Genomic DNA, 12597 nt, shown 5'->3' with positions numbered 1-12597 from the left:
CGTTCGTTCAGGTAACCCGAAGTAGTCTGGATCTCATGCGGCGCGGTACTTTCCGAGACGAAACGGTGGATTATGCCGCCGTTGGGGCTACCCACGCCCCTGACCTGATGCAGTATCCGCCGGAACGCAGTATTCCGGCCGAGGAGTCATGGCGCCTCGGCAGCGGTGAAGAACGCTTCCGCACTGCAGGCGATGCGCTCCTGTCCTGGACGGCGCAGCGTGCTGCCGACCTCAGAGTCGAAGATGTGCGTCCGGCGGCGGGACCGGCCTATTCCGGCGTCAGTTTCGATGCCGAGGGCACACCTATTGCCCCGAGCACGCGTGAGGTCGAACAGCGCTTCGACGCCGAAGGAACACCATTCGTTGGTCCGGGCATGACGCTGCACCTACGCGGACGTGTCGCCGGAATGCATGCCGATGCGGAGTTGCGTGTGATCTCCGTTACTGAGGAACCTCGTCGCGTCGGCTTCGTGCTGGGCACAGTCGGCGGATCAGTTGTCAGTGGCGAAGAGCTGTTCGAGATCGAATGGCGCGAGGAGAGCGACGAGGTCTGGTTCACTGTGCGTGCGTTTGATGCACCAGTGAGTACCCTCTACAAAATCATTCCCGGCCTGGTGAAGCGACGCCGCAAAGAGCTCTTCGCCCGCTATCTTCGCGCGATCTCGCCGCTCTACGCGACGCCCCTCTGATGGCAGGACCCCTCCCGCTCGGCGATCCCGCGCCGTCGGACGGTCGGCTGCCCGCCGATCTTCCCATTGACGCGAGCGTTCCCTTCTCGGCGTATCTGCATATCCCTTTCTGTCGGGTGCGCTGTGGATATTGCGACTTCAACACCTACACATCCGGCGAGCTGCGCGGCGCACGCCAAGAGGACTACGCCGACACGCTCGCTGCTGAGATCACGCTCGCAAAGCGAGTGCTGTCTGACGCCGGCGCCCTCAGGCCGATGGACACCGTATTCTTCGGCGGCGGAACGCCCACACTGCTACCTGCTGGTGATCTCGCGCGGATGATGGCAGTTGCCGTGGACGCGTTCGGGCTCACCGACGGGGCCGAGGTCACGGTCGAAGCAAATCCCGACACCGTGACGCCGCAGGTTGCGCTGACCCTGGCGGATGCCGGAGTGACGCGACTTTCGATCGGAATGCAGTCGGCCGTGCCGCATGTGCTCGCAGCGCTGGATCGCACACACCGACCCGAGAACGTACGCACAGCGGTGGATGCTGCAAAGGATGCCGGACTCGCGGTGAGCGTGGATGTCATCTACGGTGCACCGGGGGAGTCGCTCGCCGATTGGGAGGCGTCGCTGGATGCCGCGCTCGCACTGGATTCTGACCACATCTCGCATACGCCCTCATCATCGAGGACGGCACGAAGCTTGCCCGTCAGATCCGCCGCGGTGAGGTGCCGAGGCCGGATGATGACCTACAGGCCGACATGTACGAGCTTGCCGATGCGCGGCTGGCAGCAGCGGGCTTCGAATGGTACGAGCTGAGCAACTGGGCACGCAGCGACGACCAGCGCTCGCGGCACAACCTGGCGTACTGGCGAGGGAATGACTGGTGGGGTTTCGGCCCCGGCGCCCACAGCCACGTCGCAGGCCTTCGCTGGTGGAATGTGAAGCATCCGGCGGCGTATGCGCAGCGGCTCGCGGCATCCGAATCACCGGCGGCAGGTACCGAGAGGCCCGACGCCAAAGCCCACCTCCTCGAGCGAGTGCTGCTGGAGAGCCGGCTCAGCGAAGGCCTCGCAATTGCGGACCTTCCTGCCCAAAGCCGCACGCGAGTGGCGGGGCTCATCGCTGACGGCATGGTTGATGCTCGGGCGGCGTTGCGTGGCCGAATCACGCTGACGTTGCGAGGACGGCTGCTTGCCGACGCGGTTGTCCGTCAACTGACGGAGTGACTATGTCCAAAGGATCGGTAGAATTAGCACTCGAAGTATTCGAGTGCCAGGCAAAGGGGGTGCGAAGTGGTCAGCGAACGCGGCTTGGAAGTTCTTCGCGCCATCGTGCAGGACTACGTAGCCACGCACGAGCCCGTCGGCAGTAGGTCTATAGTCGAGCGGCACTCCTTTGGGGTTTCAGCGGCTACGATCCGCAATGACATGGCCCAGCTCGAAGATGAAGAGCTCATCACGGCGCCACACACCTCGTCTGGTCGGGTGCCGACCGACAAGGGTTACCGCGTCTTCGTCAACCACCTCGCGCAGCTTCGCCCGCTGTCGACAGCGCAACGCGGCGCCATTGAGTCATTCCTCGCCGATCCCGCCGACCTCGATGACCTCATGGCGCGCACGGTGCGAGTACTGACGCAGGTTACCGGCCAGGTCGCCCTCGCTCAGTACCCGTCTTTTGCGCGGGCGCACCTGACGCACATCGAACTCGTTTCTCTCGCACCGAACCGCTTGCTCGTAGTACTCGTCACGGATGCCGGTGGCGTTTCGCAACGCATCGCAGGTCTGCCCCTCGACCTCGATGACGCAGATGTTGAGGTGCTGCGCGCTCGATTGTCCGCGTTGCTCACCGGTCAGTCGGTGCGCGAGGCGGCAGAGCGCGTGCAGGCTCTGGGTATCGCGCCGGAGACTCAGCGCACGGATGTCGCTCTGCGTATTTTGGGCGGCATCATCGGTGAAGAACTCGCGGAGTTCCGTCATGAGCGACTCGTCATGGCGGGGGCTGCGACACTTGCCCGTCGGGAACAGGATTTCCGTGGCAGCATCCATCCCTTGCTCGAGGCCATTGAAGAGCAGGTGACGCTGCTGCGACTAATGAGCGAGATGGTTACAGACGAACACGGTCTGGCGGCCAGCATCGGCGCTGAGAATGAGCCGTTCGGTCTTCCGGAGGCTCCATTGTCGCGAGTAACTACCTGACGCCAGGCGGCACGGCACGTGTGGGCGTCATGGGACCCACCCGGATGGATTATCCGAGCAACCTTGCCGCAGCGCGGGCCGTCGCCCGCTATCTGTCGCGAATGCTCGATGAAGATGAGGCGAGCCGCTAAGGCGGATCGCGCAACAGCACACACACGCAGAAAGGTGATTGTGGCGGACCACTATGAGGTTCTCGGAGTGTCGCGTGACGCGACAACGGACGAGATCAAGAAGGCATATCGAAAGCTTGCACGTCAGTTGCACCCGGACGTGAATCCGGGTGATGACGCTTCTGAGAAGTTCAAGCTCGTCACGCACGCCTACGACGTGCTCAGCGACGACGACTCTCGTCGCCGCTACGACATGGGCGGCGGAGATAACGCCTCAGGTGGTGACTTCGGGGGTTTCGGTGGCTTCGGCGACATCTTCGAGACGTTCTTCGGCGCTGCGCAGGGAGGCGGCCGAGGTGGTCGTCCGCGTTCGCGTCGTGAGCGCGGTCAAGACGCACTCGTGCGGGTCACTCTCGACCTCGGAGATGTGGTCTTCGGCGCACACCGCGACATCGAAGTGGACACGGCCGTGCTCTGCGAGACCTGTCAGGGATCGTGCACTCAGGCTGGCACGTCTCCGGTCACCTGCGACATCTGCCACGGCAGCGGGCATGTGCAGCGCCAGGTGCGCAGTCTGCTTGGAAACGTAGTCACGTCGCAGCCCTGCGGCAGCTGCGAGGGCTACGGCACGACGATCCCGCACCCGTGCGGCACGTGTGGCGGGCAGGGACGCGTTCGCTCGCGTCGCACCGTTTCGCTCGACATCCCCGCGGGCGTCGAGACCGGACTGCGTCTTCAGCTTCCTGGCTCTGGTGAAGTCGGCAAGGCCGGCGGACCGAATGGCGACCTGTACGTCGAGGTCACCGTCTCGCCGCACGCAATGTATAGCCGTGACGGCGATGATCTGCTCGCGACGCTCGAGGTGGCAATGTCAGATGCCATCCTTGGCACCGAGACATCGATTGACGGACTGGACGGCAAGGTCGATCTTGAGATCCGTCCCGGCGTGCAGTCTGGCGACATTCTGACGATCAAGGGTCGCGGCATCACGCCGTTGCGCGGCACCCAGCGGGGCGACTTGAAAGTCGGCGTACAGGTTGTCACTCCGTCGAGGTTGGACTCGGCTCAGCGCGCGCTGATCGAAGACTTCGCGAAGAAGACCAAAGCGCCGGCTCCGCAGCTCGCACAGTTCCAGCAGGGGCTGTTCTCGAAGCTGCGCGACCGTTTCCGCCACTGATCCGGAGGGGTCCACTGTGCTGCACTTTCTCGTTCCAAGCGCGTCATCAGCCTCCGTCGGCGATATTGTTTCGCTGACTGGAGCGGAAGCGAAGCATGCCGCGGTCGTTCGCCGTCTTCGCATCGGCGAAGCGGTCAGCGTCGGCGACGGTTCTGGCGTCTGGCTCGAGGGCGCAGTTGCTGATGTCTCGGCGTCGCGGGTTGATGTCGAGATCACGGGCCGTTCTGAGGCTGACGAGCCCTCCACCCGTCTGGTGCTGGTGCAGGCGCTCGCGAAGGGCGACCGAGATGAGCTCGCGGTGCAGGCCGCGTGTGAGCTTGGCGTCGATGAGATCGTGCCGTGGCAGGCATCGCGCAGTGTTTCGCGCTGGGAGGGTCCGAAGGCTGTCAAGGGACGCGAGCGCTGGGCGACGATCGTTCGCGAAGCCGCCAAGCAGGCGCATCGTGCGTGGGTTCCGGAGGTCGCTGAGCCGTTGACGACTGCGCAACTCGTCGCCTATGCCGAAGGCCGTCGGATGCTGGTGCTCGATCCGACCGCGACCACGCGGCTGTCGTCGATCACAGGCGATGAGCGCGACATTGTCCTGGTCGTCGGCCCAGAAGGCGGGATCTCGCCCGAGGAACTTGAGAAGTTCGAGGCGGCAGGGGCTGAGCGCGTCGTTTTTTAGGCAACACGGTCTTGCGTACTTCGACTGCAGGTCCTGCAGCGATAGCCGTGCTGTCGGCGGCGCTCGGGCGCTGGTGAGCCTCGTCGCGCGGCGGAGCCAGCAGCCGCAGACCGCCAGGAACGCCGCGGCTAGACTGGAACCATGACCGAACCTTCGATCTTCACCCGCATCCTCAACGGTGACATCCCCGGCGAGATCGTTGCGTCCACTGGCAAGTTTTTCGCGCTGCGTGACATTGCGCCGCAGGCACCGGTTCACCTTCTCGCGATTCCTAAGACCGAGGAATATCGCAACGTCGTCGAACTCGCAGCCGGTGACCCAGAACTGCTCGCAGAGCTCATCGCCTTCGCAAAGCAGCTCGCTGAAGACCACGCAGACGGAGACTTTCGGCTCGTGTTCAACACCGGTGCGAACGCCGGCCAAACCGTGGCGCACGTGCACGGACACATCTTGCTGGCGGCCTGACGGAGAAGAGCGTCGGTGCCTGACTCCGAAGAGAGCGACGTCCCCGAACTGAAATCCGTCACCGAACGGATCTATGTCGACGGCATCGCGATGGTGCGGTTGCTCGGTCCACAGGACCGTCTGCTCAAGATGATGGAGAAGCAGCATCCAGACGTCCAAGTGCACGCTCGTGGCAACGAAATCACGCTTGTCGGAGCCGCAGAGCACGTCGCTTCGGCGAAAGATCTGGTGGAGGAACTGATCACAATGACCAGGGAAGGCCAAGACCTCGCCCCGAGCGACGTCGCAAGCTCCGCACACATCCTTCGTCAGGAGGGCGGACCGCGCCCGAGCGAAGTACTTGGTGAAGCGATCCTGTCGACGCGCGGCAAGGTGATCCGTCCGAAGACGGTCGGCCAGAAGGAATATGTTGACGCGATCGAAGAGAACACGATCACCTTCGGCATCGGCCCCGCCGGCACAGGAAAGACCTATCTCGCGATGGCGAAGGCCGTTCAGGCTCTCCAGCGCAAAGAGGTCACCCGCATCATCCTCACGCGTCCGGCAGTCGAGGCAGGGGAGCGGCTCGGATTTCTCCCCGGCACGCTGAACGACAAGATTGACCCGTACCTGCGCCCGCTTTACGACGCGCTCAACGAAATGATGGACCCCGAGATCGTTCCGCGGCTCATGGCAGCGGGCACGATCGAGGTCGCACCATTGGCGTACATGCGAGGTCGCACGCTGAACGACTCGTTCGTCGTGCTCGATGAGGCGCAGAACACCACGCCTGAGCAGATGAAGATGTTCCTCACTCGCCTCGGGTTCGGTACGAAGATGGTGGTCACCGGCGACATCACCCAGGTCGACCTGCCCCAGGGCGCCTCCGGGCTTCGCCTCGTCACCCGCGTGCTTGACAACATTGACGCCATCCACTTCTCCCGACTCACCAGCGACGACGTCGTGCGCCATTCGCTGGTCGGCCGGATCGTCGACGCCTACAGCCAATACGACGAGCAGCGCACAGCCGCCCGGCACGAACGCGAGCAGGCGTCTGAGTTCGCAAGTCGCGCCGAGCGCCGCGGTGCATTGCGTCCGGGCCCGAGAGATCGCTCGCCGAAACGAGGACACTCATCATGATCGAGATCAACAACGAATCCGCCATCGACATCGACGAGACTGTTCTGCAGCGACTCACAGATTTCAACCTTGCTCAGCTGCATGTCAGCGTCGATGCGGAGGTTGCGATCGTTCTTGTGGACGAGGGTGCCATGGAAGCGCTCCACGTGCAGTGGATGGATGAGCCGGGCCCGACCGACGTGCTGAGTTTCCCGATGGACGAGCTACGCCCCGGTAGCGAAGATCATCCAACGGCTCCCGGACTTCTCGGCGATATCGTACTGTGCCCGCAGGTCGCAGAGACACAGGCACAGGCGGCCGGCCACACGCTGATGGATGAGCTCATCTTGCTGACCACGCACGGGCTGCTGCATCTGCTCGGATTCGACCACGCCGAACCCGAAGAGGAGCGTGAGATGTTCGGACTGCAGAAGGAACTCATCCAGGGCTTCGCACGCGCTGACAGCCGCTGATGACAGCGATACTTCTCCTACTTGCCGCAGTACTTCTCGTGCTCGGCGGTTTGACTGCCGCCATCGATGCGGCTTACGGTGTCACGTCCCGCGCGGATCTCGCCGATATGGCGACCGAAGGGCGAAAGAAGAAGTCACTCGAGCGCATCGGTGATGATCTCGATGCCCACGTCAACGCGATCTCTTTCATTCGAGTTCTCGTCGAGGTCACTGCGGCCGTGCTCGTCACGGCCGCGTTCACGATTGTGTTCGAGAACATCTGGTGGGCGATGCTGGCGGCCGCGATCCTGATGACGGTGATCACATTCGTGCTCGTCGGGGCGAGTCCGCGATCGTTTGGACGGCAGCATTCCGAGGCGATAATCCGCACCACAGCGTCGATCGTGCGCACGTTGCGCATGTTGCTCGGCCCGCTCGCGCAGGGGCTCGTTCTGGTCAGTAACAAGGTCACGCCGGGCGCCGGGCGCAGTTCGTTTGCCTCTGAAGACCAGCTGCTCAGCATGGTCGACGAGGCCGCCTCCAACGACCTCATCGAGCAAGATGATCGCGACCTGATCCACTCGGTTTTCGACTTCACCGATCAGTTCGTTCGTGCCGTGATGGTGCCGCGCACTGAGATGGTGACGGTGGATGCTGACGCCACGACCGACGAGGCGATGGCGCTGTTCCTCAATCGTGGTGTCTCTCGGATGCCGGTGGTCGATGACGAAGCGGATGACGTGGTGGGCGTCCTATATCTCAAGGACTTGGTGCAGTTCGCCTATCGAGACGAGACGGCATGGCGCACGGCATCCATTCGCCCGATCTCGCGGCCGGCGACCTTCGTTCCGGAGTCGATGCGGGCCGAGACTCTGCTGCAGCAGATGAAACGGGATGCCGTGCACGTGTGTCTCGTGATCGATGAACACGGCGGCATCTCTGGTCTCGTCACGCTGGAGGACCTGATCGAAGAGCTCGTCGGCGAGATCTCTGACGAGTACGATCATGCCGCGGCCGAGGTCGTCGATCTCGGCGACGGCCGGTATCGCGTCAGCGCTCGACTGTCGCTCGACGATGTGGGCGATCTGTTCGGCATCGAGCTTGAAGATGAGGACGTCGATTCGATCGGCGGACTGCTCAGCAAGGCTGTGGACCAGGTGCCGCAGCCTGGTGTTACGGCCAAGATCGAGGGATTGGTTCTCACCGGCGGCGCATCGCGCGGTCGTGGACGAGGTATTGCCACGGTATTCGTGGAACGCGCCGCAGGCGCAAAAGAGGAGACAGACGATGACTGAGCCCACCCGCAGCGGATTCGTGACCTTCGTCGGTCGCCCGAACGTCGGAAAGTCCACGCTGACAAATGCGCTGGTCGGCGAGAAGATCGCGATCACGAGTGCGAAGCCGCAGACGACCAGGCGCGCGATCCGCGGCATCCTGAATCGCCCGGCCGGTCAGCTCGTGATCGTTGACACTCCAGGTATCCACAAACCCCGCACGCTGCTGGGTGAGCGGCTGAATGACCTCGTCGAGCAGGTGCTCGGCGACGTCGACGTCATCGGGTTCTGTGTGCCGGCGACCGAAAAGGTCGGTCCTGGCGACCGCCGGATCGCCGCATCTCTCGACGGTTACCCGCGGGCAAAGAAGATCGCGATCGTCACGAAGACCGACATCGCCGAACGTGACCAGATCACTGCGCGTCTCATCGAGGTGGATGCGCTGCGCGAAGACTGGGATGCCGTCATCCCCCTTTCCGCGCTGACCCGCGAGCAGCTCGATGTGCTGACCGACGAGGTGCTCGGACTGATGCCGAAGGGCCCGGCTCTGTACCCGGAGGGCATCACGACGGATGAGTCCGTCGAGGATCGAATTGCGGAAATGATTCGTGAGGCATCCCTCGAGGGTGTGCGTGACGAGCTGCCGCACTCGATCGCCGTCGTCATCGACGACATCGCCCCGCGTGAGGGCACTGACCTCACCGACGTGCACGCGCAGATCGTCGTCGAGCGCGACAGCCAGAAGGCGATCATCATCGGCCACAAGGCTCGCGCCTCGCGGATGTCGGCAAGCGTGCCCGCGTCGGTATCGAAGAGCTGCTCGGGACCCGTGTGTTCCTTGCCCTGCACGTGAAGGTCGCGAAGGAATGGCAGCGCGACCCGAAGCAGCTGGGCAAGCTCGGCTTCTGAGATGGCCAAGCACTGGATCGCGGCGAAGCCGGGCACACCGGATGGGTGGGAGTTCGTCGACTACGACGTGCCGACACCGAATCGCGGCGAGATCACTGTTCGAGTGCATGCGGCAGGCATGAACCCGGCCGACTACAAGCACGTCGCTGGTGCGCGCGCGGGCGTGGAATTCCCCGTGCCGATCGGCTATGAGATCTCGGGTGAGATCATCGCGATGGGCCCAGACACCGTGATCGGTTCGGGTCGTGCAGAGGTAGGGGACGAGGTCATCGCATTCCGCGTTCGGGGTGGCTACGCTACCGAACTTACGATCCCTGCCGACAAAGCGTTTGCAAAGCCGACGCCGCTCACGCACGCGGCTGCTGCCAACCTGTTTCTCGCGGGCACCACGGCCGCGGAGATGCTGTCGGTCACCGGAGCCCAGACCGGCGAGACGATTCTGCTGCACGGCGCATCCGGCGCCGTAGGTGTGAGTGTGTTGCAACAGGCCCTGCACCGTGGCATCCGCGTCATCGGCACGGCCAGTTCGTCGCGATTCGACGAGGTGCGCCGTTTCGGCGGCATCCCCGTTGAGTATGGCCCGGGACTCGTCGAGCGAGTGCGCGCCGCCACCGATTCACCAATCGTCGCCGCGTTGGATGCCGTCGGCACAGACGAAGCCGTCGATGTGTCGCTGGAACTGGTGGGTGACCGAAATTGCATCGTCACGATTGCCGCGTTGGCTCGCGCTGAACGGGATGGCATTCGCTGGATCGTCGGATCGCTGCCGGAGAGCACACGCTTCCGTGACGGCATCCGCGGTGAACTCGCGGAACTCGCGCAACAGGGTCTCCTCGAGGTGCCCGTCGCTCGCACGTATCCACTGTCGAAGGCACTCGATGCCGTGCAGTTCCTCGCCACGGGGCATCCGGGTGGGAAGATCGCGCTGATCCCGTGATTTGGCGAGAGCTGCATGCGCGGGTGTACTCTGATGCCATGCCTATCGGCGGTCTGCTTCTTCTTAGCTGCCGCGACGAGTCCTAAAAGTAGGGCCTTCCTCGTCGCGGCGCTTGTGTTGGCCCGTTCAATCTGACGAAGAGAAGAAGCCCAGCCATGCATAACTCCCAGCGCCCGTCCGCGATGCCGATCCACAAGTACCGGCCGTTCCACGAGCTGATCACCGTCGACCTACCCGACCGCACCTGGCCGTCCAAGCGCATCACCGAAGCACCCCGCTGGTGCGCCGTTGATCTTCGCGACGGCAACCAGGCGCTCATCGATCCGATGTCGCCCGAGCGTAAGCGCGTCATGTTCCAGCTGCTGGTCGACATGGGCTACAAGGAGATCGAGGTCGGCTTCCCGTCGGCAAGCCAGACGGACTTCGACTTCGTCCGCCAGCTCATCGAAGAGAACCTCATTCCGGATGACGTCACGATCCAGGTGTTGACGCAGGCCCGCGAGCACCTCATCGAGCGCACCTACGAGTCCATCGCCGGAGCAAAGCAGGCGATAGTGCACCTGTACAACTCAACGAGCATCCTGCAGCGTGAGGTCGTCTTCCGCACCGATAAGCAGGGAATCATCGACCTCGCGCTCGAAGGTGCGCGCCTGTGCCGCGAGTACGAGAAGCGCATCCCTGAGACTCAGGTCTTCTACGAGTACTCGCCTGAGAGCTACACCGGCACCGAGCTCGAATTCGCCGTCGAGATCTGCAACCAGGTGATCGAGGTCTTCGAACCGACCCCAGAGCGCAAGGTCATCATCAACCTGCCCGCAACGGTCGAGATGGCATCCCCGAACGTCTACGCCGACTCGATCGAGTGGATGAGCCGCCGGCTCGCACACCGCGAGAACATCATCGTTTCGCTGCACCCGCACAACGACCGCGGTACCGCGATCGCGGCGGCAGAGCTCGGCTACATGGCAGGCGCGGACCGCATCGAGGGATGCCTGTTCGGCAACGGCGAGCGCACCGGCAACGTCGACATCGTCGCGTTGGGCATCAACATGTTCACGCAGGGGATCGACCCGCAGATCGATTTCAGTGACATCGACCAGGTAAAGCGCACGGTCGAGTACTGCAACCAGTTGCCGGTGCCCGAGCGCAGTCCCTGGGCCGGCGACCTGGTATTCACCGCGTTCAGCGGATCGCACCAGGATGCCATCAAGAAGGGCTTCGAAGCGATGGAAGCCCGAGCGACCGCCGAGGGCAAGACCGTCGATGAGATCGAGTGGGCGGTGCCGTACCTGCCCATCGACCCGAAAGACCTCGGTCGCTCGTATGAGGCCGTCATCCGGGTGAACTCGCAGTCCGGTAAGGGCGGCGTCGCGTACCTGCTGAAGACAGACCACGCGATTGATCTGCCACGCAAGCTCCAGATCGAGTTCTCCGGCGTTGTGCAGGCCAAGACCGACACCGAAGGCGGCGAAGTCACCAGCGACCAGATCTGGTCGATCTTCAACGACGAGTATCTGCCCGCGGACGACGCTGAGGCGAAATGGGGCCGCTTCGAACTCCTCGCCACGCAGACGCGCAGCGACATGTCTGGCGAGGTCGTGCTCGATGTCGTCCTCCGCGACGACGACCAGCAGATCTCGGTCAACGGCCAGGGCAACGGTCCCGTCGCGGCATTCGTCGAGGTACTGCGCGCACATGGTTTCGAGATCACGGTTTACGACTACGTCGAGCATGCTCTCAGCGCCGGGGGCGACGCGCAAGCGGCGGCCTACGTCGAACTGCAGGTCGGCGACCAGCGGCTATGGGGCGTCGGCGTCGACGGAGATATCTCGACCGCATCGCTCAAGGCGATCGTGTCTGGTGTGAACCGTTCGATCCGCACTCGCAATTCGGAACTAGCGGCTGTCTGACTAACGGTCAGGGCTTCACAATCGGGATAGCGGCCGTTTCCGACGCCACCTTGCGGCGGTAGAGACGGCGCTGTTCCGGCAGTGAAAGGTCGAAGATCACGGCGAGTACCCGAATCACGGCAGTCACGGCGAGACCGATGCTGCCGGCGGTGAGAAGCCCGACGCCAAAAGAGTGCACGACGACGATCACCGTGCACCCGAGGGCAGCGGCGACTGCGTAGAGCGACCCGACGTGCATGATCGCGACGGGAAGCCCCATGATCACGTCGCGCAGGATGCTGCCGCCGACAGCAGCGCACACCCCGATGAAAACAGCGGGCACTTCCGGAACACCCAGTCCGAGTGCCTTGCTGGTGCCAAAAGCACCGAACATACCGATGACCACGGCATCGAGACCCACGATGATCGCATTTGCTCGGTTCAGAAGACCGGCCAGCAGCATGCCGATGATGGCAGCACCGGCGGCGGTGATGAGATACCAGTTGTTCTGCAGCGTCGCCGGTGGCTGTCCCAGCAGCAGGTCTCGGATGAGGCCGCCGCCCATGCCGATCAGAATGCCGATGATCGCAACGCCAAGCAGATCGAGGCGGCGCTGCCCCTGGAACCCGGAGGCGAACATGGCTCCCTGGATGCCGCCAAGGCCGACGCCGAGCAGGTCCGCCCAGAGCGGAATGGTGAAGAGCGGTTCGGTCACCCGTCCATTCTGACCTGCGCAGAGGATAAT

8 protein-coding genes and 5 pseudogenes are annotated in these 12597 nt (G+C 63.5%); 12 read left to right on the top strand and 1 reads right to left on the bottom strand.

Annotated elements, in window-relative coordinates; translation table 11 throughout:
* The first annotated feature begins 35 nt into the window (after nucleotides 1-35).
* From DC31_RS05280 to leuA, 12 genes and pseudogenes are all read left to right on the top strand, one after another.
* Nucleotides 36-689, top strand: coding sequence for a DUF1990 family protein (locus DC31_RS05280; RefSeq protein WP_036277850.1), 654 nt, complete (start codon nucleotides 36-38; stop codon nucleotides 687-689).
* Nucleotides 689-1905: pseudogene (hemW, locus tag DC31_RS05275) on the top strand (radical SAM family heme chaperone HemW). Before DC31_RS05280 ends, hemW begins: the two are co-directional and overlap by 1 nt.
* 66 nt (nucleotides 1906-1971) lie before the next feature.
* Nucleotides 1972-3005 (top strand): annotated as a pseudogene (gene hrcA, locus DC31_RS05270) (heat-inducible transcriptional repressor HrcA).
* Nucleotides 3006-3045: 40 nt separating this feature from the next.
* A complete protein-coding gene (gene dnaJ, locus DC31_RS05265; protein ID WP_036278268.1) occupies nucleotides 3046-4161 on the top strand; it encodes a molecular chaperone DnaJ in 1116 nt (371 codons plus the stop codon).
* Between the two features lie 16 nt (nucleotides 4162-4177).
* Nucleotides 4178-4905: pseudogene (locus tag DC31_RS05260) on the top strand (16S rRNA (uracil(1498)-N(3))-methyltransferase).
* A gap of 64 nt (nucleotides 4906-4969) precedes the next feature.
* A pseudogene (locus DC31_RS05255) lies at nucleotides 4970-5316 on the top strand (HIT domain-containing protein).
* Entirely contained in the window at nucleotides 5309-6412 is a 1104-nt protein-coding gene (locus DC31_RS05250) for a PhoH family protein (RefSeq protein ID WP_051606449.1), read from the top strand. The pseudogene DC31_RS05255 and the gene DC31_RS05250 overlap by 8 nt, the downstream one beginning before the upstream one ends.
* Nucleotides 6406-6864 (top strand): rRNA maturation RNase YbeY, encoded by a 459-nt coding sequence (gene ybeY / locus DC31_RS05245; protein WP_036277849.1) that lies wholly within the window; start codon nucleotides 6406-6408, stop codon nucleotides 6862-6864. Before DC31_RS05250 ends, ybeY begins: the two co-directional genes overlap by 7 nt.
* Entirely contained in the window at nucleotides 6864-8138 is a 1275-nt protein-coding gene (locus tag DC31_RS05240; RefSeq protein ID WP_036277846.1) for a hemolysin family protein, read from the top strand. The genes ybeY and DC31_RS05240 overlap by 1 nt, the downstream gene beginning before the upstream one ends.
* Nucleotides 8131-9026: pseudogene (gene era, locus DC31_RS05235) on the top strand (GTPase Era). The gene DC31_RS05240 and the pseudogene era overlap by 8 nt, the downstream one beginning before the upstream one ends.
* A gap of 1 nt (nucleotide 9027) precedes the next feature.
* A complete protein-coding gene (locus tag DC31_RS05230) occupies nucleotides 9028-9963 on the top strand; it encodes an NADP-dependent oxidoreductase (protein ID WP_036277843.1) in 936 nt (311 codons plus the stop codon).
* Between the two features lie 155 nt (nucleotides 9964-10118).
* Nucleotides 10119-11873, top strand: a complete 1755-nt coding sequence (gene leuA, locus DC31_RS05225; RefSeq protein WP_036277840.1) for a 2-isopropylmalate synthase — start codon at nucleotides 10119-10121, stop codon at nucleotides 11871-11873.
* Nucleotides 11874-11880: 7 nt separating this feature from the next.
* Here leuA and DC31_RS05220 read toward each other — a convergent pair whose 3' ends face one another.
* Entirely contained in the window at nucleotides 11881-12567 is a 687-nt protein-coding gene (locus DC31_RS05220; RefSeq protein ID WP_036277838.1) for a trimeric intracellular cation channel family protein, read from the bottom strand.
* Nucleotides 12568-12597: the final 30 nt, after the last annotated feature.

The sequence above is a fragment of the Microbacterium sp. CH12i genome, assembly GCF_000685355.1.
In the GTDB taxonomy this organism is placed as follows: domain Bacteria; phylum Actinomycetota; class Actinomycetes; order Actinomycetales; family Microbacteriaceae; genus Microbacterium.
The sequence above is the reverse complement of the archived record's forward strand: the minus strand, read 5'-3'. Positions and strand labels throughout refer to the sequence as shown.

Coding starts and splice junctions, on each gene's coding strand:
- DC31_RS05280 (WP_036277850.1), top strand. CDS start 36: ATGCGGCGCGGTACTTTCCGAGACGAAACGGTGGATTATGCCGCCGTT.
- DC31_RS05240 (WP_036277846.1), top strand. CDS start 6,864: ATGACAGCGATACTTCTCCTACTTGCCGCAGTACTTCTCGTGCTCGGC.
- DC31_RS05230 (WP_036277843.1), top strand. CDS start 9,028: ATGGCCAAGCACTGGATCGCGGCGAAGCCGGGCACACCGGATGGGTGG.
- leuA (WP_036277840.1), top strand. CDS start 10,119: ATGCATAACTCCCAGCGCCCGTCCGCGATGCCGATCCACAAGTACCGG.